Source organism: Modestobacter versicolor (assembly GCF_041028285.1).
Lineage (GTDB): Bacteria > Actinomycetota > Actinomycetes > Mycobacteriales > Geodermatophilaceae > Modestobacter > Modestobacter versicolor_A.
In genome coordinates this window covers 1,006,963-1,028,803 of sequence record NZ_JABGDB010000001.1, presented here as the reverse complement: position 1 = coordinate 1,028,803, position 21,841 = coordinate 1,006,963, and the positions used below count along the sequence as shown (strand labels likewise).

The 21,841-nt window shown below is 74.5% G+C and carries 18 protein-coding genes; 3 read left to right on the top strand and 15 right to left on the bottom strand.

Annotation, left to right across the window (positions count from 1 at the left end):
- Position 1: 1 nt before the first annotated feature.
- On the bottom strand, positions 2-1,105 hold the full coding sequence (locus HL054_RS05135) for a histidinol-phosphate transaminase (protein WP_369137713.1): 1,104 nt from the start codon (positions 1,103-1,105) through the stop codon (positions 2-4).
- A gap of 5 nt (positions 1,106-1,110) precedes the next feature.
- A complete protein-coding gene (gene hisD / locus HL054_RS05130) occupies positions 1,111-2,415 on the bottom strand; it encodes a histidinol dehydrogenase (protein ID WP_369137712.1) in 1,305 nt (434 codons plus the stop codon).
- Positions 2,416-2,496: 81 nt separating this feature from the next.
- Here hisD and HL054_RS05125 point away from each other — a divergent pair, with 81 nt between their 5' ends.
- The gene (locus tag HL054_RS05125; RefSeq protein ID WP_369137711.1) at positions 2,497-3,417 is read left to right on the top strand and encodes an LON peptidase substrate-binding domain-containing protein; all 921 of its coding nucleotides are present in this window, start codon (positions 2,497-2,499) and stop codon (positions 3,415-3,417) included.
- Positions 3,418-3,514: 97 nt separating this feature from the next.
- Here HL054_RS05125 and HL054_RS05120 read toward each other — a convergent pair whose 3' ends face one another.
- From HL054_RS05120 to lspA, 6 genes are all read right to left on the bottom strand, one after another.
- Positions 3,515-4,198 (bottom strand): DUF2567 domain-containing protein, encoded by a 684-nt coding sequence (locus tag HL054_RS05120; RefSeq protein ID WP_369137710.1) that lies wholly within the window; start codon positions 4,196-4,198, stop codon positions 3,515-3,517.
- 43 nt (positions 4,199-4,241) lie between these two features.
- The gene (gene dnaE, locus HL054_RS05115) at positions 4,242-7,799 is read right to left on the bottom strand and encodes a DNA polymerase III subunit alpha (protein WP_369137709.1); all 3,558 of its coding nucleotides are present in this window, start codon (positions 7,797-7,799) and stop codon (positions 4,242-4,244) included.
- 301 nt (positions 7,800-8,100) lie between these two features.
- Entirely contained in the window at positions 8,101-8,574 is a 474-nt protein-coding gene (locus tag HL054_RS05110) for a GNAT family N-acetyltransferase (protein WP_369137708.1), read from the bottom strand.
- Positions 8,571-9,365 carry a CPBP family intramembrane glutamic endopeptidase gene (locus tag HL054_RS05105; protein WP_369137707.1) on the bottom strand — a complete coding sequence of 265 codons (795 nt, stop codon included), beginning with the start codon at positions 9,363-9,365 and terminating at the stop codon, positions 8,571-8,573. The genes HL054_RS05110 and HL054_RS05105 overlap by 4 nt, the downstream gene beginning before the upstream one ends.
- A gap of 4 nt (positions 9,366-9,369) precedes the next feature.
- Positions 9,370-10,335 carry an RluA family pseudouridine synthase gene (locus tag HL054_RS05100; protein WP_369137706.1) on the bottom strand — a complete coding sequence of 322 codons (966 nt, stop codon included), beginning with the start codon at positions 10,333-10,335 and terminating at the stop codon, positions 9,370-9,372.
- 74 nt (positions 10,336-10,409) lie between these two features.
- Positions 10,410-10,982, bottom strand: coding sequence for a signal peptidase II (gene lspA, locus HL054_RS05095; protein ID WP_369137705.1), 573 nt, complete (start codon positions 10,980-10,982; stop codon positions 10,410-10,412).
- Positions 10,983-11,230: 248 nt separating this feature from the next.
- Between lspA and mqo the strand changes: the two genes are divergently transcribed.
- Complete coding sequence (gene mqo, locus HL054_RS05090; RefSeq protein WP_369137704.1) at positions 11,231-12,712, top strand: malate dehydrogenase (quinone); 1,482 nt, start codon at positions 11,231-11,233, stop codon at positions 12,710-12,712.
- Here the strand turns inward: mqo and HL054_RS05085 are convergent.
- Positions 12,709-14,220, bottom strand: coding sequence for a potassium/proton antiporter (locus HL054_RS05085; RefSeq protein WP_369137703.1), 1,512 nt, complete (start codon positions 14,218-14,220; stop codon positions 12,709-12,711). The two genes, mqo and HL054_RS05085, sit on opposite strands and share 4 nt — an antisense overlap.
- A 118-nt stretch (positions 14,221-14,338) precedes the next feature.
- Between HL054_RS05085 and ileS the strand changes: the two genes are divergently transcribed.
- The gene (gene ileS / locus HL054_RS05080) at positions 14,339-17,482 is read left to right on the top strand and encodes an isoleucine--tRNA ligase (protein ID WP_369137702.1); all 3,144 of its coding nucleotides are present in this window, start codon (positions 14,339-14,341) and stop codon (positions 17,480-17,482) included.
- A gap of 67 nt (positions 17,483-17,549) precedes the next feature.
- Here the strand turns inward: ileS and HL054_RS05075 are convergent, their stop codons facing one another.
- The 6 genes from HL054_RS05075 to pgeF form a co-directional block, all read right to left on the bottom strand.
- The gene (locus HL054_RS05075) at positions 17,550-18,128 is read right to left on the bottom strand and encodes a hypothetical protein (protein ID WP_369137701.1); all 579 of its coding nucleotides are present in this window, start codon (positions 18,126-18,128) and stop codon (positions 17,550-17,552) included.
- 134 nt (positions 18,129-18,262) lie between these two features.
- Positions 18,263-18,997: a DivIVA-like cell division protein Wag31 gene (gene wag31 / locus HL054_RS05070; RefSeq protein ID WP_369137700.1), complete on the bottom strand. Its 735-nt coding sequence runs from the start codon at positions 18,995-18,997 to the stop codon at positions 18,263-18,265.
- Between the two features lie 97 nt (positions 18,998-19,094).
- Positions 19,095-19,394, bottom strand: a complete 300-nt coding sequence (locus HL054_RS05065) for a YggT family protein (protein WP_369137699.1) — start codon at positions 19,392-19,394, stop codon at positions 19,095-19,097.
- A 53-nt stretch (positions 19,395-19,447) separates the two neighbouring features.
- On the bottom strand, positions 19,448-20,272 hold the full coding sequence (locus tag HL054_RS05060) for a cell division protein SepF (protein WP_369137698.1): 825 nt from the start codon (positions 20,270-20,272) through the stop codon (positions 19,448-19,450).
- Positions 20,273-20,340: 68 nt separating this feature from the next.
- Positions 20,341-21,114: a YggS family pyridoxal phosphate-dependent enzyme gene (locus tag HL054_RS05055; protein WP_369137697.1), complete on the bottom strand. Its 774-nt coding sequence runs from the start codon at positions 21,112-21,114 to the stop codon at positions 20,341-20,343.
- Positions 21,115-21,116: 2 nt separating this feature from the next.
- Entirely contained in the window at positions 21,117-21,818 is a 702-nt protein-coding gene (pgeF, locus tag HL054_RS05050; RefSeq protein ID WP_369137696.1) for a peptidoglycan editing factor PgeF, read from the bottom strand.
- Between the last annotated feature and the right edge of the window lie 23 nt (positions 21,819-21,841).

Here is a 21,841-nt window from a genome sequence, read left to right as displayed (position 1 = left end):
GTCATCCTCCCAGAGCGGTGCGGTGCCCCGGCGCGACCTCACCCAAGGCGGTGAGGAACGCGTCGGTCTCCTCGGTGGTGCCGGCGGTGACCCGCAGCCAGCCGGGCAGGCCGACGTCGCGCACCAGCACCCCGCGGTCCAGCAGCGCCTGCCAGGCGGCGGGCGCGGAGGCGAAGTGCCCGAACAGCACGAAGTTGGCGTCGCTGGGCACGCTGGTCAGCCCGAGCCCCGGGAGCGCGGCCACGATCCGGTCGCGCTCGGCCTTGACCGCGTCGACGGTGGCCAGCAGCTGCTCGGTGTGCGCCAGCGCGGTCCGCGCCGCGGCCTGGGTCAGCGAGCTCAGGTGGTAGGGCAGCCGGACCAGCTGCAGCGCGTCGACCACGGCCGGGTCGGCGGCCAGGTAGCCCAGCCGCAGCCCGGCCATCCCGAACGCCTTGCTCATCGTGCGGCTGACGACCAGCCGGGGCCGGCCGGGCAGCAGGGTCAGCGCCGACGGGGTGCCCGGCCGGGCGAACTCGGCGTACGCCTCGTCGACCACGAGCACGCCCTCGGTCGCCTCGTACAGGGCCGCGACGGTGTTCAGGTCGACGGCGGTGCCGGTCGGGTTGTTCGGGCTGGTCACGAAGACGACGTCCGGGCGCACCTCGCGCAGCTGCGCGACCGCGGCTTCCCGGTCGATGGTGAAGTCGGCGCGGCGGTGCCCGTCCATCCAGGCCGAGCCGGTGCCCGCGCTGATGATCGGGTGCATCGAGTACGACGGCGTGAACCCCAGCGCGGTGCGCCCGGCCCCGCCGAAGGTCTGCAGCACCTGCTGCAGCACCTCGTTGGAGCCGTTGGCCGCCCACACCATCGGCGGCGTGATCGGCTCACCGCTGGTCCGGGACAGGTACGCGGCCAGGTCCGCCCGCAGCGCCGTCGCCTCCCGGTCCGGGTAGCGGTTGAGCCCCCGCGCCGCCTCGGCCAGCGCCGTCTGCAGGTCCGCCAGCAGCGCCTCGGGCAGCGGGTGCGGGTTCTCGTTGGTGTTCAGCGCGTACCGGACGGCGAGCTGCGGGGCGCCGTAGGGCGTGCGGCCACGCAGCTCCGGCCGCAGCGGGAGCTCCTCCATCGCCGTCACGGGCGCTGGCGGACCCGGACGGCGGCCGCGTGCGCCGGCAGGTCCTCGGCGTTCGCCAGGGCGTCGATGTGCCCGGCGACCTCGGCGAGGGCCTGCTCGTCGTACTCCACGACGTGGATGCCGCGCAGGAACGACTGCACGCTCAGGCCGCTGGAGTGCCGGGCGCAGCCGCCGGTGGGCAGCACGTGGTTGGACCCGGCGGCGTAGTCGCCCAGCGAGACCGGTGCCCACGGGCCGACGAACACCGCGCCGGCGTTGCGCACCCGCATCGCCACGGCCCGGGCGTCGCGGGTCTGGATCTCCAGGTGCTCGGCGGCGTAGGCGTCCACGACCGCCAGGCCGGTGTCCAGGTCGTCGACCAGCACGACGCCGGACTGGCTGCCGGCCAGGGCGGTGCTGATCCGGTCGCCGTGCTTGGTGGCCGCCACCTGACCGGGCACCAGGTCCAGGACGGCGTCGGCGAGCTCCTCGCTGGTGGTCACCAGCACCGCGCCGGCCAGCGGGTCGTGCTCGGCCTGGCTGATCAGGTCGGCGGCCACGTGCGCCGGGTCGGCGGTGTCGTCGGCGAGCACGGCGACCTCGGTCGGGCCGGCCTCGGAGTCGATGCCGATGAGCCCGCGCAGCAGCCGCTTGGCCGCGGTCGTGTAGACGTTGCCCGGGCCGGTGACCATGTCGACCGGCGCGCAGGAGCCCGCGCCGTAGCCGAACATCGCGATCGCCTGGGCCCCGCCCACGGCGTAGACCTCGGTGACGCCCAGCAGCGCGCAGGCGGCGAGCACGCCCGGGTCGGGCAGCCCGCCGTTGTCCCGCTGCGGCGGGCTGGTGACGGCGATGGACTCGACGCCGGCGATCTGGGCCGGGACGACGTTCATCACCACCGAGCTCAGCAGCGGCGCCAGCCCGCCGGGCACGTAGAGCCCGACCCGGCGCACCGGCACCCACCGCTCGGTGACGGTGCCGCCGCGGACGACGTCGGTGGTCACGTCGGTGCGGCGCTGGTCGGCGTGCACCTTGCGGACCCGGCGGACCGACTCCTCCAGCGCGGCCCGCAGGGTGGGGTCGACGGTGGCCAGCGCCTCGTCGAGCGCGGCCTGCGGCACGCGGGCGTCCGGGACGTCGACGCCGTCCAGCCGTGCGGTGATCTCGCGGACCGCCTGGGCGCCGCGCAGCCGCACGTCCTCGCAGATCGGCCGGACCACGGCCAGCACCGAGTCGATGTCGGTGGCGGCCCGCGGGAGCAGCTGCGCGAGCTCCCGGGGCCCGGGCAGGGCGGACCCTCGCAGGTCGATGCGGGACAGCACGGAGCACCTCCGGGTTCGAGCGGGAGAACACCCCACGGTAGACGCCGGGCTGGGCGGCCCTGCTGCCCGTAGGCTCCCGCCGTGGCAGATGCGGGCGAGGCAGGCAGCTCCGGCACCCAGGAGGTCATCCCGCTGTTCCCGCTGGAGACCCCGCTGTTCCCCGGTGTGGTCCTGCCGCTGCAGATCTTCGAGCCCCGCTACCGCCGGCTCGTCGCCGACCTCACCACCCGGCCCGAGGGGGACTCCCGCCGCTTCGGCGTGGTCGCCATCCGGCAGGGCTGGGAGGTCGAGCGGGTCGCCCCGGCCGAGGCGCTGTTCGACGTCGGCTGCACCGCCGTGCTGCGGATGGTGGCCCCCCAGCGGGACGGCGGCTACCGGGTCGCGGCCGTGGGCGACGCGCGGTTCCGGCTGCTCGACGTCCTCGTCCCCTCCGTCGACGCCGACGAGCACAGCGACGAGCCGCCCTACCTGCAGGCGCTGGTGGAGTGGCTGGCCGAGGAGGAGGCCGCCGAGGAGGCGGCCGGGGACGCTGGCGAGCTGGTCGGTGCCGACGCCGCGGCCGGCCTGGTGCCCGACGAGGTGGTGACCGAGGTGGCCCGCGGGTCGCTGGACCTGCTGGCCAGCAACGTCCGCGACCTCTTCGCCCGCTACGTCACCGACGTCGCGGTGCGGCAGAGCGGTGCCCCGGAGGGCCTGCCGGACGAGGTGCTCGACGCCCTCTCCCCCGAGGACCTGCCCGAGGACGAGGCCGCCGGCGAGCTCGCCGCCGCCGCGGCACTGCTCCGCGAGGTCAGCGACGACGCCCGCGGGCTGTCCTACCTGGTGGCCTCCTCGGCGCTGCTGACCACCGAGGACCGGCAGGCGCTGCTGGCCGAGTCTGCGACGCGGCGGCGGCTGGCGATGGAGATGCGGCTGCTGCGCCGCGAGCTCACCCTGCTGCGTGCGCTCGGCGCCGTCCCGGTGCCGCTGCGCCAGTTCGCCACCCCGATGACCGCCAACTGAAGAAGGACCCCCTCGCCCCCCACCCCTCGCGAGCTCGGGGCGGGCCCCTGCGAGGGGGCCGGCACGGGGGCCGGCACGGGGGCCGGCACGGGGGCCGTCACGCGCGGTGCGCGGGCGGGGGGACCGGGGGCAGCGGGGGGCGGAGCGGCTCGGCGGGGGCCGGGGGGTCCTCGGTGCGGCCGAGGTCGTCGCGCGAGGTGAGCGCGGTGCCGACCAGGTAGCTGAGCACGGCGACGAACGGGCCGACGGCGAGCGCGGCCGTCGCCCCCAGGGACAGCCCGGTGGTGACTGTGGTGCCGACCTCGGCGAGCTCGGCGTCGGTCGGGCCGGGCCCGGTCCACTCCCCCAGCAGCCAGGCGACGACGCCGGCGGCGAGCATCCCGGTGGCCAGGGCGGTGAGCGTGAGCGCCCCGCGGCGGCGCCGCTGCAGCCACACCGCGACCCCGGCCAGCAGGCCCAGCCCGGCCAGGACGACGACGAAGACGCCGTCGTCGGCCATGAACAGCTCGGCCGAGGGCGCCGTGCCGACCGGTTCGATGCCGCTCGCGGTCACCCGGTAGTCGGCGCGGGGCGCCAGCCAGGCCCACAGCCCACCGGCGACGAGGCCGGCGGCGGTCAGCGCCAGCACGGTGAGCAGCGCGCCGCGCAGGTCCTGCCGGGTGCCGCGCAGGCCGGGGACGCCGGCCGGGACGGCCGGCTGCCACGGCGCCGGCGGGAGCCCGGGCGGCCCACCGGCCGGGGTCGGCGGGGGCACCAGGCCGGGCGGACGTGCGTCGGTCACCGGCCCATCCTCGTCGTGGTCGCCGGGCGCGGCCCGTCCACCCCTAGAGCAGCGCGACGCTGGTGGGCCCGAGCAGCGCCTTGATGTCGCCCATCAGCGCGGTGCTCGGCCGCACCCGCAGCCCCTGGTCGAGCCGGAGCACCGTCTCCCGGCCGCCGTTGAGCAGCTTGAGCTGCACCTCGGTCGTGCCCGGGTGGCTGCCCAGCACCTCGCGCAGCCGCTCCACGACCGGCGGGGTGCAGCGGGCGGCGGGCATCGAGACCAGCACCGGCCCGCGGGGGCCCTCGGTGAGCTCGGGGACGGTGACCTCGGAGGCGAACAGCGACGGGGTGTCGTCGCGCCGGCTGATCCGGCCCTTCACCACCACGATCGCGTCCCGGACCACCTTGTCCGACACCTGCGCCCAGGTCTTGGGGAAGAACAGCACCTCCAGGCCGGCCTCGAGGTCCTCCAGCGTGGCGATCGCCCAGGGCGCGCCCTGCTTGTTCGTCCGCGGCCCGACCGCGGTCAGGATCCCGGCGACGGTGACGTTGGCGCCGTCCTCGACGCCGCCGGCCAGGATCTCGGCGAGCGCGGTATCGGCGTGCGAGGTGAGCACGTGCTCGACGCCGTGCAGCGGGTGGTCGGAGACGTAGAGGCCGAGCATGTCCCGCTCGAACACCAGCTTCTCCGACTTCGACCAGTCGGCCGTGGGGATGGCGATGTCCAGCGAGGCGGCGAACGGGTCGTCGTCGGCGCCGTCACCGAAGCCGCCGAACAGGTCGAACTGCCCCTCGGCCTCCTTGCGCTTGAGGCTCATCGCGGAGTCGACGGCCTGGGCGTGGATCGCGGCGATGCCCTGCCGCGAGTGGCCCAGGGAGTCGAAGCCGCCGGCCTTGGCGAGGGACTCGATGACCTTCTTGTTGCAGGCCACCGTGTCGATCTTGCGCATGAAGTCGGCGAAGTCCTTGAACGCGCCCTTCTCCTCGCGCGCCCGGACGATCGAGTCGACGACGTTGTGCCCGACGTTGCGCACCGAGGCCAGGCCGAAGCGGATGTCGTTGCCGACGGCGGTGAAGTCCCAGGAGGACTCGTTGACGTCCGGCGGCAGCACCTTGATGCCCATCCGGCGGCACTCGGCCAGGTACACCGGCCGGCGGTCCTTGTCGTCGCCGACGCTGGTGAGCAGCCCGGCCATGTACTCGGCCGGGTAGTTGGCCTTGAGGTAGGCCGTCCAGTAGGAGATCAGCCCGTAGGCGGCCGAGTGGGCCTTGTTGAAGGCGTAGTCGGCGAAGGGCACCAGGATGTCCCACAGCGTCTTGACCGCCGCCGCGGAGAAGCCGTTGGCCTTCATCCCGGCCTCGAAGCCGACGTACTCGGCGTCCAGGACCGACTTCTTCTTCTTGCCCATCGCGCGGCGCAGCAGGTCGGCCTTGCCGAGGGAGTACCCGGCGACCTTCTGCGCGATCGCCATGACCTGCTCCTGGTAGACGATCAGGCCGTAGGTCTGCCCCAGGATCTCCGCGAGCGGCTCGGCCAGCTCCGGGTGGATCGGGGTGATCTCCTGCTGGCCGTTCTTGCGCAGCGCGTAGTTGGTGTGCGAGTTGGCGCCCATCGGACCGGGCCGGTAGAGGGCGCCGACGGCGGAGATGTCCTCGAAGTTGTCCGGGCGCATCAGCCGCAGCAGCGACCGCATCGGGCCGCCGTCGAACTGGAAGACGCCCAGGGTGTCCCCGCGGGCCAGCAGCGCGTAGGTGGCCGGGTCGGTGAGGTCCTTGCTGATCTCGTCGAGGTCGACCGGCGGCTTGCCGTTGATCACGATGTTGCGCAGCGCGTCGTCGAGGACGGTGAGGTTGCGCAGGCCCAGGAAGTCCATCTTGAGCAGGCCGAGCGTCTCGCAGGTCGGGTAGTCGAACTGCGTGATGATCGCGCCGTCGGCCTCGCGCCGCATGATCGGGATGCTGTCGATCAGCGGGTACCGGCCGATGATGACGCCGGCGGCGTGCACGCCCCACTGGCGCTTCAGCCCCTCGAGCTTGCGCGCCTGGTCGACGACCTCGGCCGCGCCCGGGTCGGACTCGTAGCGGGCGCGGAACTCCCCGGCCTCCTTGTAGCGCTCGTGCTTGGGGTCGAAGATCCCCGACAGCGGGATGTCCTTGCCCATCACGCCCGGCGGCATCAGCTTGGTCAGCTCGTCGCCCACCGAGTACGGCCGGTCCAGCACCCGGGCGGCGTCCTTGACGGCGGCCTTCGCCTTGATCGTGCCGTAGGTGACGATCTGGCTGACCCGCTCCTCGCCGTACTTCTGCGAGACGTACTGGATGACCTCGCCGCGGCGGCGGTCGTCGAAGTCGATGTCGACGTCGGGCATGGAGACGCGCTCGGGGTTGAGGAAGCGCTCGAAGATCAACCCGTGCGCCAGCGGGTCGAGGTCGGTGATGCCCATGGCGTAGGCGGCCAGCGAGCCGGCGGCCGAGCCACGGCCCGGGCCGACCCGGATGCCGTTGTCCTTGGCCCAGTTGATGAAGTCGGCGACCACGAGGAAGTACCCCGGGAAGCCCATCTGGACGATGATCCCGGTCTCGTAGTCGGCCTGCTTGCGCACGTGGTCGGGGATGCCGCCGGGCCAGCGCTTGTGCAGCCCGCGCTCGACCTCCTTGATGAACCAGGAGGTCTCGTCCTCGCCCTCCGGGAGCGGGAACCGCGGCATGAGGTCGGCGCCCTCGGTGAACTGGACCTCGCACTGCTCGGCGATCAGCAGCGTGTTGTCGCAGGCCTCGGGGTGCTCGCGGAACAGCGCGCGCATCTCGGCGGCGGACTTGAGGTAGTAGCCGTCGCCGTTGAACTTGAAGCGGTTGGTCTCGTTGAGCCGCGAGCCGGTCTGGATGCACAGCAGGGCGTCGTGCGCCTGGGCGTCCTCGCGGTGCGTGTAGTGCAGGTCGTTGGTGCCCAGCAGCGGGATGCCGAGGTCCTTGGCGATCTCCAGCAGCGCGGGCTTGGTCTTCTTCTCGATGGACAGCCCGTGGTCCATGATCTCGGCGTAGAAGTTCTCCCGCCCGAAGATGTCCTGGAAGTCCGCCGCCGCCTGGCGGGCCCGGTCGACCTTGCCGGCGCGCAGCCACATGTTGACCTCGCCGGACGGGCAGCCGGTGGTCGCGATCAGGCCCTTGCCGTAGCGCTCCAGCAGGTCGCGGTCGAAGCGCGGCTTGCGGTACTGGCCCTCCAGGCTGGCCAGCGAGGAGATCCGGAAGAGGTTGTGCATCCCCTCCGTCGTCTTGGCCAGCAGCGTCATGTGGGTGTAGGCGGCCTTGCCGCGGTTGTTGCCGCCGTCGCCCTCCTCGTCGATCAGCTTGTCGCCGAAGTCGAACGGGGCGCGGTCGAACCGCGAGCCGGGGGTGTAGTAGCCCTCCATGCCGATGATCGGCTTGACCCCGGCGGCGTTGGCCTGCTTGTAGAAGTCGTAGGCGCCGAACACGTTGCCGTGGTCGGTCATCGCCAGCGCCGGCATCCCCTCGGCCGCGGCGGCCTTGGTCACCTCACCGAGCTTCGCCGCCCCGTCGAGCATCGAGTACTCGGTGTGCACGTGCAGGTGCACGAAGTTCTCAGCAGACGGGGTGCTCACGGTGCGGGGTGCTCCTCACGGTCGTGCGGCCGCCTGTCCACGAGGGCGCGGGCAGGGGCGGCGGGTGGTGCTGGGTGACCGGCGGGGAAGGCCGTTCGGGGGTCGAGCCGGGGTGGCGCCGGGCACCACGGGTGGTGCCGCCGGGGGGACGGCCCCACCACGGGAGGGGGCCGCGTCCGGTGGTCCGATCCTCGCACCTCCGGAGGTCTACCCGAAGGGTCTGACGGTTCGTGTCTCGCGATCCGGACCACTCCGTCACGGGCCCCCTGCACCCCACCACCCGCACGTTCGCGGCGGGCCCCTACAGGAGGCCGTCCGGGAGTCGCCTGACCATCGTCACGTGCGCCATGCCGGCCTCCTGGTACTCCGCGCCCACGGCGGTGTAGCCGGCCCGCTCGTAGAAGCGCCGCGCGGTGACCTGGGCGTGCAGCTCGACCTCCCGCTGGCGGCGGGCGACCGCCTCCCGCTCGAGGACGGCGAGCACCGCGCCGCCGTGCCCCCGGCCGCGCACCGCCGGGTCGGCGGCCATCCGGCCGACCACCGCGCGCCCGGGACCGGCGGCGTCGGGCAGCAGGCGTCCGACGGCGACCACCCGGCCGGCGTCGTCCCGGCTGAGGGCGTGCACGGCGGTGGCGTCGGCGTCGTCGCGCTCCAGCTCGGCGGGCACGCCCTGCTCCTCGACGAAGACCCGGTGCCGCAGCGCGGCCACCTCCGGGCGGTCGGCGGGCGTGGCCACCACGGCGACCGGGCCGGCGACCGGGACGGCGCCGGTCACGCGGCGGTCCGGGGCAGCGCCGAGGAGGGGACGAGGAGGAAGCGCAGGTCGATCGCGGCGTGCAGCAGCACCGGCAGCAGCAGCGACCCGGTGGACAGGTACACCCCGGCGAGCACCCCGCCCAGCACGCCGGTCGTGACGATGCCGGAGCGGCCCTGGTAGGCGTGCGCCAGCCCGAACGCGACCGCCGCGACCAGCACCAGCCCGGCCGAGGGCAGCGCCGGTGCCGCGGCGGCGACCACGGCGAGGAAGAAGCCCCGGTAGAGCCACTCCTCGCAGACCCCGGCGGTCACCCCCACCAGCGCGAACAGGTGCCGCTCGGACCGGCTGCGCGGGAGCAGCGCCAGCGTCGCGTGCCCCGGCGGCTCGGCGTGCCGGGCCTCGCCGGGCCGCGTCGTCCGGAGCACCTCCGGCGGCGGGCCGGCCAGCGCGCCCGACCGGAGCGCCCGGGTCGAGACCAGCACGAGCACCAGCAGCGCGGCGCAGACCAGCCAGGTCCAGGCCCCCGGCCAGCGCTGCGGCAGCACCAGGCCCACCTGCGCCGCGCTGACGTCGGTCGCCGCGGCCCAGACCACCAGCGCGAGCAGCGCCAGCCCCCACTCGAGCACCAGCAGCCGGCGGTAGAACGACCGCCGCGCCGCCGGGTCGCTGCGCAGCCGCCCCTCGAACCGCCGGTGCAGCACGTACCCGACGACCGGCTCCCCCACCACCAGGTAGACCGCGATCACCGCCGCCGACAGCTGCGCCGGACCGAGGTCGGCGAAGTCCGTGGGCAGGTCGGCTGCGGTCACGCGGTCAGTTCTCGGCGCGCAGGACGGCCAGGGCGCCGGCCAGGTCGGCCGGGTACTCGCTGGTGAACTCCACCCAGCGGCCGTCGGCCGGGTGCGCGAAGCCCAGCCGGACGGCGTGCAGCCACTGCCGGCTCACGCCCAGGCGGGCGGCGAGGGTCGGGTCCGAGCCGTAGGTCGGGTCGCCGACGCACGGGTGCTTCAGCGCGGAGAAGTGCACCCGGATCTGGTGGGTCCGCCCGGTCTCCAGGTGGACGTCGACCAGGCTGGCCGCCGGGAAGGCCTCCAGCACCTCGTAGTGGGTGACCGAGGGCCGGCCGCCGGCCACGACGGCGAAGCGCCAGTCGTGCGTCGGGTGCCGGTCGATGGGCGCGTCGATGGTGCCCTTGGACGGGTCGGGGTGGCCCTGCACCAGCGCGTGGTAGCCCTTGTCGACGGTGCGCTCCTTGAACGCCGCCTTGAGCAGCGTGTACGCCCGCTCGCTCTTCGCCACCACCATCAGCCCGGTGGTGGCGGCGTCCAGCCGGTGCACGATCCCCTGCCGCTCGGCCGCGCCGCTGGTCGAGATCCGGTACCCGGCGCCGGCGAGCCCGCCGGTGACCGTCGGCCCGGTCCAGCCGGGGCTGCCGTGGGCGGCGACGCCGACCGGCTTGTCCACCACCACGATGTCGTCGTCGTCGTGGACGACGACGAGCCCGTCGACCGGCTGCGGCGGGGCGGGGTCGCCCGGCGGCGGCGGGAGCTCGACCTCCAGCCAGCTGCCGGCGGTGAGCCGGTCGCCCTTGCCGCGGGCCCGGCCGTCCACCACCACCCGGCCGGTGTCGGCGAGGTCGGCGGCGACGGCCCGGGTCAGGCCGAAGAGCCGGGTGAGCGCCTGGTCGACCCGCTGCCCCTCGAGGCCGTCGGGCACCGGCAGGGAACGCTGCTCGCCGGGGCGCCCACCGGCGGCCGGGGTCGGGACGGGACTGCTCATCACCCGACCATTGTGGCGTCTCCGCGGCGTCCTCCCGCGCGCCTGCCCGTGGTGGGGGGCTGAGGGGTCCTTCGTCAGTCGCGGACGGCCGCGTCGTCGTCCGCGCCGTCGGCGTCCCGGGCCCGGCCGCCGTCGAACTCGATGCCGCGGAAGGCGAGCAGCGCTCCCAGCACCCCGCCGCAGACGATCGCGGAGTCGGCGACGTTGAAGATCGGCCACACCTGGCCGTAGGGGTCGAACAGCGACACGAAGTCGACGACGCCGCCGCGCAGGAACCCGGGGTCGCGGAAGACGCGGTCCACCAGGTTGCCCACCGCGCCGCCGAGGACCAGGGCCAGCGCGACCGCCCAGCCGGTGGAGAACAGCCGGCGGGCGCTCCGCACGATGACCACCACGACCACCACGGCGATCAGCGTGAACACGACGGTCGCGCCCTCGGCGAAGGAGAACGCGGCGCCGGTGTTGCGGGCCTCGGTCAGGTACACCGCACCGCCGAGCAGCCGCAGCGGCTCGCGGTCGGACAGCGTGGCGACGACCAGCAGCTTGGTGGCGAGGTCCAGGGCCAGGACGGCGGCGGCCAGCCCGAGCAGCAGCCGCGCCCGGGACCGGCGGGGACGCTCCAGGTGGTCGGGTTCCTCGCTCGCCACGCCGTCCTCCCCGTCGCGCGGCCCGGCGGCCACGTCCGGGACGACGATAGCCGGGGTGGTCCCGCACCCCGGCGCACCGCGACGCCGGCACCTGCCGGCCCCGTCCTGCGGGGGCGGGCGGAGGCGGGCACCCTGTCTGTGACCCATCTCATCACCCCAGATCGGGGGTCGGCCCCCGATCTGGACGTGCGGACCCCGCGGCGGGACGACGATGGGGTGGAGACGTTCCGAACGCACGGAGGCAGATCGTGACCACGGGTGGTTCCAACCCCGACGTAGTGCTCGTCGGCGGCGGCATCATGAGCGCGACGCTGGCGTCGCTGCTGGGGATCGTCGCCCCGGACTGGACCGTCGAGGTCTTCGAGTCCGGCAGCGCGGTCGCCGAGGAGAGCTCCGGGCCGTGGAACAACGCCGGCACCGGCCACTCGGCGCTGTGCGAGCTGAACTACACCCCGGCCCGCCCCGACGGCAGCGTCGACCCGGCCAAGGCCGTGGGCATCAACGAGCAGTTCCAGGTGTCCCGGCAGTTCTGGTCGCACCTCGTGCGCGCCGGGCTCACCGACTCCCCCAAGTCGTTCATCACCTCCGTGCCGCACATCAGCTTCGTCACCGGGGACGACGGCCGCGCCTACATGCGCAACCGGTACCAGGCACTGGCCCCGCAGCCGCTGTTCGCCGGGCTGGAGTACTCCGACGACGCCGCCGAGCTCGCCTCCTGGGTTCCGCTGATGATGGCCGAGCGGGGCACCAGGGAGAAGGTCGCCGCGACCCGTTCGCTGGCCGGCACCGACGTCAACTTCGGCGCGCTCACCCGGCTCATGCTCGACGCCGCCGTCGACCGCGGCGTGCAGCTGCACCTGCAGCACCGGGTGCTCAAGGTCCGCCGCGACGGCAACGGCCGCTGGGCCACCACCGTGCGCGACCAGGCCACCGGCAAGCGCCGCACCGTGCGCAGCCGGTTCCTGTTCGTCGGCGCCGGCGGTGGCGCGCTGCCGCTGCTGCAGGGCGCGGGCATCCCCGAGGTCAAGGGCTTCGGCGGGTTCCCGGTGAGCGGGCAGTTCCTGCGCACCCGCAACCCGCAGCTGGTCGCCCAGCACCAGGCGAAGGTCTACGGCCAGGCCAAGGTCGGCGCGCCGCCGATGTCGGTGCCGCACCTGGACCTGCGGCTCATCGACGGCGAGCAGGCGCTGCTGTTCGGCCCGTACGCCGGCTTCTCCCCCAAGTTCCTCAAGTCCGGCTCGCTGTGGGACCTGCCGCGCTCGGTGCGGGCCGGCAACCTCGGCTCGATGCTGGGCGCAGGCTGGGCGAACATCCCGCTCACCCGGTACCTCATCGGCCAGGTGCTGCAGTCGGAGAAGTCGCGGTTCCGGGCGCTGGAGGAGTTCGTCCCGACCGCGGAGTCCGACGACTGGGACCTGATCACCGCCGGCCAGCGCGTGCAGGTCATCAAGCAGGACGACGCCGGCCGCGGGATCCTGCAGTTCGGCACCGAGCTGGTGGTCGGCGCCGACGGGTCGATCGCCGGGCTGCTGGGCGCCTCACCGGGCGCCTCCACCGCCACCTCGGCGATGCTGACCCTGCTCGAGCGCTGCTTCCCCGACCGGGTCGAGGCCTGGAAGCCGCTGCTGCAGGAGGCCATCCCGTCCTACGGCCACAAGCTGTCCGAGGAGCCCGCCCTGCTCGCCGAGGTCTTCGCCGACACCACGAAGACCCTGGAACTCCACTCCTAGTCCGTCTGCGACGGGTCGCCGGCCTCGCCGCGCCAGGTGGCGAGCCGGCCGGCCCGGCTCACCGCGCGCAGCCGCCGCTCGGCCTCCCGGCGGGAGCCGCGGGCGGAGACCAGCAGCGCCTGGTCGCCCCGCATCAGCCGGGTGTTGCGGTCGGGCACGAACGGCCGCCCGTCCCGGACGACGAGCACCACGGCCGAGTCCTCGGGCAGCCGCAGCTCGGGCAGGTAGACGCCGTGCAGCTGGGACGTCTCCGACACCCGCAGCTGCATCAGCTCCGCCCCGAGCTCGTCCAGCGGCGCTGACTCCACGTCGATGTCCCGGGGGGTCACCGGGGTGGCGATCCGCAGCAGCCGGGCAACCGTCGGCAGCCCCCAGCCCTGCACCACGGTGAAGACGACGACCAGCACGAACACGGTGTCGAAGACCCGCGTCGCCCCGGGCACCTGGGCGGCGATCGGGAAGGTCGCCAGCACGATCGGCACCGCGCCGCGCAGCCCTGCCCAGGCGATGAACGCCTGCTGGGACAGCGGCACCTTGAACCAGGCGAGGCTGGCCACCACCGACAGCGGCCGCGCCACCAGCAGCAGCGCGCCGCCGATGAGCAGGGCCGGCAGCACCGCCTCGGGCAGCCGCGCCGGCGACACCAGCAGCCCGAGCAGCACGAACAGCCCGATCTGGGCGAGGGAGGCCAGCCCCTCCGCGAAGCCGATGGTGCCGGCCCGGTGCGGCAGCGAGGCGTTGCCGAGCACCAGCCCGCAGAGGTAGACCGCGACGAACCCCGAGGTGTGGGCCAGGTCGGCGGAGGAGAAGGCCAGCACGCACAGCGCCAGCGTGGCCAGCGGGTAGAAGCCGGCCAGCGGCAGCGCGAGCCGGCGCAGCAGCCAGGCGCCGCCGAAGCCGATGGCCAGCCCGAGCACCGAGCCGCCGGCCAGCTCGCCGAGCACCTCGGCCAGCACCAGGTACCAGGCGTGGGTGGCCCCGCCGGTCAGCTGCTCGGACAGGGCCAGCACCAGCAGGATCACCGGGGCGTCGTTGAGCCCGGACTCGAGCTCGAGGGCGGCCACCATCCGGCGCGGCAGCGGCAGCCGGCGCAGCGTGGCGAAGACCGCGGCCGCGTCGGTGGAGGTGACGACGGCGCCCACCAGCAGCGCGAAGGGCCAGCTGAAGTCCAGCAGCCACACGCCCACCGCGGCCACGACGGCGATGCTCACCACCACGCCGATCGTGGCCAGCGCGACCCCGGGGCCCACCGCCCTTCGGACGTCGCTCCAGCGGGTGGTCAGCCCGCCCTCGGCGAGGATCACCACGAGCGCGGCCACCCCGAGGGTCTGGGTCAGCGCGACGTCCTCGAACTCGACGCCCAGCCCGCTCTCCCCGAGGGCCACGCCGAAGGCCAGGTACAGCAGCAGGGAGGGCAGCCCGATGCGGTCGGCGAGCCGTAGCGCGACCGCGGCCACCAGCACCACGAGGGCCCCGACGGCCAACGCCACGGTGACCGTCGTGTTCATCGGCGGGCCCCCATGCGCGCAGTGTCCCGTACCGGCGTGTCCGGCCGGTCACGGACGCGGCGGCCGGCGACCGCGGGCGCTGCGCGAACGGGGTGGCGCCGTCGGGGATGATGGGTGCGTGAGTTCGACCGCCGGCCCGTTCCGGGCCCTCCCCCCGCACGTCGACCTGCCGGCCCTGGAGCACGAGGTGCTCGACCAGTGGGAGGCCGACAAGGTCTTCGCGCGGTCGCTGGAGGGCTCGGCCGACAAGCCGCAGTGGGTCTTCTACGAGGGCCCGCCGACCGCGAACGGCCGGCCGGGCACGCACCACATCGAGGCCCGGGCGTTCAAGGACGTCTTCCCCCGGTTCAAGACGATGCAGGGCTTCTCGGTGCCCCGCCGGGCCGGCTGGGACTGCCACGGCCTGCCGGTGGAGATCGCCGTCGAGCAGGAGCTGGGCTTCGCCGGCAAGCCGGACATCGAGCGGTACGGCATCGCGGAGTTCAACGCCCGCTGCCGGGAGTCGGTGGAGCGGCACGTCGACGCCTTCGCCGAGCTGACCAGCCGGATGGGCTACTGGGTCGACATGTCGACCGCCTACCGGACGATGGACGCCAGCTACATCGAGAGCGTCTGGTGGTCGCTCAAGCAGGTGTTCGACAAGGGCCTGCTGGTCGAGGACCACCGGGTCGCCCCGTACTGCCCGCGCTGCGGCACCGGCCTGTCCGACCACGAGGTGGCCCAGGGCTACGAGACGCTGACCGACCCCTCGGTCTACGTCCGGCTGCCGGTCACCAGCGGCGACTGGGCCGGCCGGGCCGACCTGCTGATCTGGACCACGACGCCGTGGACGCTGCCCAGCAACACCGCGGTCGCCGTGCACCCGGAGGTCGACTACGTCGTCGCGCGCACCGACGCCGGCACGTTCGTCGTCGCCGAGCCGCTGCTGGCCGCCGTCCTGGGCGAGGGCGCCGAGGTGCTCGCCCGCACGCCGGGCCGCGACTGGGAGGGCGTGCACTACCAGCGGCCCTTCGAGCTGGTCGACTTCCCCGCGGACGTGGACACCCACTACGTCGTGCTGGCCGACTACGTCACCGTCGAGGACGGCACCGGGCTGGTCCACCAGTCCCCCGCGTTCGGCGCCGAGGACTTCGCCGTCGGGCGGGCCTACGGGCTGCCGGTGGTCAACCCCATCGACCCGTCCGGGCACTTCCTCCCCGACGTCCCGCTGGTGGGCGGGCACTTCTTCAAGGGCGCCGACCCGACCCTCGTGCAGGACCTGCAGGACCGCGGCGTGCTGTTCCGCGAGCTGCGGTACGAGCACAGCTACCCGCACTGCTGGCGCTGCCACACGCCGCTCATGTACTACGCGCAGCCGTCCTGGTACATCCGCACCAGCCAGGTCAAGGACCAGCTGCTGGCGCAGAACGAGCGCACGAACTGGCACCCGGAGAACATCCAGTGGGGCCGCTACGGCGACTGGCTGCACAACAACGTCGACTGGGCGCTGTCCCGCGACCGGTACTGGGGCACGCCGCTGCCGATCTGGCGCAACGACGCCGACCCGGCCCGGATGGTCGTCGTCGGCTCGCTGGCCGAGCTGTCCGAGCTCACCGGCACGGACCTGTCCGACCTCGACCCGCACCGGCCGTTCATCGACGACGTCACCTTCACCGTGCCCGGCGAGGAGGGCACCTACCGTCGGGTCCGCCAGGTCATCGACGCCTGGTACGACTCCGGCTCGATGCCGTTCGCCCAGTGGGGCGCGCCGCACCGGAACAAGGCCGAGTTCGAGGCGGCCTACCCGGCGCAGTTCATCGCCGAGGCGATCGACCAGACCCGCGGCTGGTTCTACACGCTGATGGCGGTCGGCACGCTGGTGTTCGGGCAGAGCTCCTACGAGAACGTGCTGTGCCTGGGGCACATCCTGGCCGAGGACGGCCGGAAGATGAGCAAGCACCTGGGCAACATCCTGGAGCCGATGCCGCTGATGGACCGGCACGGCGCCGACGCCGTCCGCTGGTTCATGCTGGCCGGCGGCTCGCCGTGGGCGGCCCGCCGGGTCGGCCACGAGACGCTCTCCGAGGTGGTCCGCAAGGTCCTGCTGACCTACTGGAACACCGCCAGCTTCTTCACCCTCTACGCCGAGACCAACGGCTGGGACCCGGCCACCACCCCGGCTCCCCCGCGGGCGGAGCGGCCGCTGCTGGACCGCTGGGCGCTGGCCGAGCTCGCCTCGGTCACCGCCGGGGTCACCGAGGCGCTGGAGGACTTCGACACCCAGACCGCCGGGCGGCTGATCGCCGGTTTCGTCGACGACCTGTCCAACTGGTACGTGCGGCGCAGCCGGCGGCGCTTCTGGGACGGCGACCCGGCCGCGCTGGGCACGCTGCACGAGGTGCTGGACGGGCTGACCCGGCTGATGGCCCCGTTCACCCCGTTCGTCACCGAGCGGGTGTGGCGCAGCGCGGTGCTGCCGGCGCTCGCCGACGGCGTCGACTCGGTGCACCTGGCCAGCTGGCCCACCGTGGACACCGACGCCCGGGACGACGTCCTGGTCGAGCAGGTCGCGCTGGTCCGCCGGCTGGTCGAGCTGGGCCGCTCGGCCCGCACCGCGGCCAAGGCCCGCACGCGGCAGCCGCTGGCCCGCGCCCTCGTCGCGGCGAACGGCTGGTCGCAGCTGCCCCGCGACCTGGTCGCCGAGGTGGCCGAGGAGCTCAACGTCGCCGAGCTGACCGAGCTGTCGACCGTCGAGGGGTCGCTGGTCGACGTCTCGGTGAAGGTCGACTTCCGCGCCGTGGGCCGCCGGCTGGGCAAGCAGGTGCAGGCGGTGGCCGCCGCGGTGGCGGCCGCCGACCCGGTCGAGCTGGTCGCCGCCTACCGGGCCGGCACCGCCACGGTGCCGGTCGACGGCGCGCCGGTGCCCCTGGCCGAGGGCGACCTGGTGGTCACCGAGACCCCGCGCGAGGGGTGGACGGTGGCCTCGGCCGCCGGCCTCACCGTGGCGCTGGACCTCACCCTCACCCCGGAACTGGAGCGGGCCGGGCTGGTGCGTGAGGTCGTCCGGCTGGTGCAGGACGCGCGCAAGTCCACCGGGCTGGCGGTGAGCGACCGGATCGAGCTGTGGTGGACCGGCGACGGCGCGGTGGGCCAGGCCCTCACCGAGCACTCCGCGGCGCTGGCCGAGGAGGTGCTGGCCACCACGGTGCACGCCGGCCAGCCGGGGTCCGGTGCCGGTCTCGAGGGCCCGGGCGGCGCGCGGGTCTGGATCGCCCGGGCCTGATGGAGGACCCCCGTGCCCCCCACCACTCGGACGCTCGCGGCGGGGCCCTGCACGGGGGCCGCACGGACTAGGCGCGGCGGGCCCGCTCGCGGGCGGCGAGGGTGCGGTCGGGCGTGCAGGTGCCGCACGGGGTGAACCCGTCGGTGCGGGCCTCGGCCAGCGGCAGCGGCAGGGTGGTCACGCCGCCGGTGTGCCGGCAGCCGGCCAGGTGGTAGCGCGGGTGCTCGTCGACGACGAGCACCTCGTCGGTCAGGTCGAGCACCAGCAGCAGGTCGGTCACCTCGACCTCCTCCACCGGCGGCTCGCCGTCCGCGGCCACCGCCGGGACGGCGTGCGCCCCGGTGGGCGGGCGACCGCGGTCGGCCACGGCTCCGGCGGGGACCGCGCCGGCCGGCTCGGACGGGCCGGCCACCAGGGCGCCCAGCCCCGCCTGGGGGGTCGGCGCCTCGTGCTGCTCAGGCGCCGCCGCAGGTCCCGACCCCGAGAGCTCCGCCCGGCGCCGCCGGAGCTCGGCGGTCACGAGGACGAGCGCGGCCAGGACGCTGGCGGCGAACGAGGCCCACTGCAGGGTGGCCTGGCCGCGGGCCAGGCCGGCGACCAGCAGGCCCACGGCGACGAGCAGCAGCGACGCCGCGAGACCGGTCACAGCCGGATGCTAGTGGTGGCAGGACGACGGAGCCCCGCCGGACCGAGGTCCGACGGGGCTCCACCCGGCCCTCCGGCCACCCTCCAGGGGCCCGCGCCGAGCGTGCGAGGCGTGGGGGGGAGGGTGGTCCTTGTTCAGGCGCTGACGTGCTGGTTCTGCCGGTTGTTCGTCGACGGCTCGGCCGAGCCGCGGCTGTCCAGGTCGCGCAGGTGGGACTCGAGGTAGGACCGCAGCCGGGTGCGGTACTCCCGCTCGAAGGTGCGCAGCTCCTCGACCTTCCGGTCCAGGCTGGCGCGCTTCTCCTCGAGGGAGCCCATCGCCTCGACGTGCTTGCGCTCGGCGTCCTGGGCCAGGGCGGTGGCCTTGGCGCGGGCCTCGCGCTCCATCGTGTCCGCGCGGGTGCGGGCGTCGCCGAGCATCGAGTCGGCGCGGTTCTTGGCCTCGGTGACCATCTGCTCGCTCTTGGCGCGGGCCTCGGACATCATCCGCTCGCTGGTGCTCTTGGCGCTGCCGACCATCTGGTCGGCCTGCGCCTTGGCCTCGTTGACGTGCCGCTCGGCCGTCTCGGTGGCCAGCGCCAGCATCCGGGAGGCGCGGACGGGCTCGTCCTCGCGCACCACGGGCGCGGGGGCCGCGGCCGGCGGGGGCGGCGGCGCGGCGACGGTCATCGGTGCGGACTCGGGACGCTCGTCCCGGGTGCCGGACCCACCGCCGGAGGCGCGCAGGTCGTTGTTCTCCTCGATCAGCCGGGCCAGTTCGGCCTCGACGACGTCGAGGAAGGCGTCGACCTCGTCCTCGTCGTAGCCGCGCTTGCCGATCGGCGGCTTCTTGAAGACGACGTTGTGCACGTCGGCGGGAGTCAGTGGCATGCGGCTCACCTCAGGTCGGACGGGAGGAACGGGAACGGACGAAGACCGGCGGCTGACCGCGTGCGGTCCACACCCCGCTCCGGGCAGGTGGGGATGGTCATGCGACGGAGCCCGCGAGGGCACCCACCAGGTTGCGCAGCAGGATGACGGCGATCAGGAGCACCATAAACCCCAGGTCCAGGCGGATGGACCCGAGGTTCAGCGGCGGGATGACCTTGCGCACGGCCTTGAGCGGCGGGTCGGTCGTGGTGTAGACGACCTCGAGCCCGGCCGCGACCATGCCCTGCGGCCGCCAGCTGCGGGCCAGCACCATCACCCAGTCCACGACGAACCGGGCGAACAGCAGGATGAGGAACACGAACAGGACCGACGAGACGATCTGCAGGAGAAGAGCCACGGTCCTCGTTCGTTCGGGGCACCTCGTGCGCGGGGACCACGAGGTGCACTGGGTCAGGACTGGCTGAAGAAGCCACCCTCGCGGATGCGGGCCTTGTCCTCAGCCGTCACGTCCACGTCCTGCGGACTGAGCAGGAAGACCTTGGCCGTGACGCGCTCGATACTACCGTGCAGACCGAACGTCAGGCCGATGGCGAAGTCCACGAGCCGCTTCGCGTCCGCGTGCTCCATCTCGGTGAGGTTCATGATCACCGGCATCCCGTCGCGGAACCGCTCACCGATGGTCCTGGCCTCGTTGTACGAGGCCGGGTGCACGGTGGTGATCCGGTAGGACTTGGCCTTCGGCTCGGGGGCCGGCACGGGCTCCGGGGTCGGGTCGACGGCGACCGGCTCGCTCATCGCCAGGCCGGCAGACCCGGAGACGCCGCCGGCGAGGCCCGCGGAGATCCGGCTGCGGCCACCGGGGGCGCCGATCCCACCGCCGACGGCACCCGGGCCGGCGGTCCCGGCGAGCCGGGCCGCGGTGCTGCCGGTCGTGTTGGGGGCGAGGCCGAGCGTGCGGGGAACCGCCGCGGGGCGACGGCCCAGCGACACCTCGGGCTCGGGCGCCCGCTCCTCGACCCGCGCCTCGGCGACGGCCTCGACCGGGTAGTCGGTGTCGTAGCCGGCGGCCCCGTACCCGCTGCCGTAGCCGTAGCGGTCGTCGACCGGCGGCTCGTCGTGGGCGTCGGCGGCGTACCGGTCGTAGCCGCGGTCGTAGCCGCGGTCGTCCCGGTCGTAGTCGCTCTGCCGCGCGGCGTAGCGGTCGTAGCCGCCCCGGGCGTCGTCGTCCTCGACGAGGCCCAGGTAGACCCCCATCCTTCGCATGGCTCCGGCCATCGGACGTCTCCCTCTGGTCTCGTCGCAGGACGACTCGTGCTGGCAGCGGCTGATCGGTGGTGCTGGTGTCACCGGTGGTGCTGGTGTGACTCGTGAGGGCGCACGGGGTCCGTGGCGCTCTCCTCACGCGAGGCTATTGGGCGGGAGCCGAACAACGCGGTACCGACACGCACCACGGTGGCGCCGGCCGCCACGGCCGCCTGCAGGTCCCCGCTCATGCCGGCCGAGACGGCGGTGGCGCCGGGGTGGTCGGCCCGCACCCGGGCGGACAGCTCGGCCAGCCGGGCGAAGGCGGGGGCCGGGTCGGCGTCCCGCGGCGCGACGGCCATCAGCCCGCGCAGCTGCAGCCCCGGGGCCGCGGCGACGGCGTCGGCGAGCGCCGGCACCTCGGCCGGGACGGCGCCGCCCCGGGCACCGAGCTCGCCCTCGGGGCCACCGAGGTCGACCTGGACGAACACCCCGGTCTGCCGGCCCTCCTGCTCGGCGGCCCGGCTCAGCGCCTCGACCAGCCGGAGCCGGTCGACCGAGTGCACGGTGGCGCCCAGCCGGACGACGGCGGCGGCCTTGTTGCGCTGCAGCTGGCCGACCAGGTGCCAGCGGAGGTCGGTCAGGTCGGCCAGCGCGGCGGCCTTGCCGGTGAGCTCCTGGACCCGGTTCTCGGCGAAGTCCCGGAGCCCCAGGCCGACCAGCGCCCGGACGTCCTCGGCCGGCCACGTCTTGCTCACCGCCAGCAGCGCGACCCCGGCCGGGTCGCGACCCGCGGCGGAGGCGGCCGCGTCGATCCGGGCGCGGACCAGCCGCAGCGCCTCGGCCAGCCGTTCGGTGTCCAGCGGTGCCGGCACCGTCAGCCGAGCCACACGACGCCGGCCTGGCGACCGGTCACGCCGTCGCGGCGGTGGCTGAACAGCCGGCGGTCCTCCACGGTGCAGCGGGGGTCGTGCACGACCTGCCGGACGCCGGCCCCGCGGAGCACCTCGGCGATCCCGGCCCGCAGGTCGAGCCCGGGCGTGCCCTGGCGGGTGCGGACCGCCGCGGCCCGGGCGACCCGCGCGACGTCGGCCTGCATGCCGGCCGGCACCTCGTAGTCCAGGCCGCAGACCGCCGGGCCCAGCAGCGCCTCGACGTCGGCGGGACGGGCACCGAGCCGGGTCATCGCCGCCAGCGTGGCCGGCACGACGCCCCGGCGGACGCCCTCGCGCCCGGCGTGCACCGCGGCGACGACACCGGCGACCGGGTCGGCGAGCAGCACCGGCACGCAGTCGGCCACCAGCACGCACAGCACCAGGCCGGGGGTGGCGGTGACCAGGGCGTCGACGTCGGCGACCGGGTTCTCCCCCGCGTCCTCCACGACGGCCACCCCGGTGCCGTGCACCTGGGTCATCCAGACCAGCCGGTCGACCGGGACGCCGATCTCCGTCGCGAGCCGCTGCCGGTTGGCGGCGACCGCGGCCGGGTCGTCGCCGACGTGGACGCCGAGGTTGAACGACTCGTACGGGGACACGGAACGGCCGCCCCGTCGGTCGGTGACGACCCGTCGGGGTCGCACCGCCGTCGGAGCGGCCGGTCCGT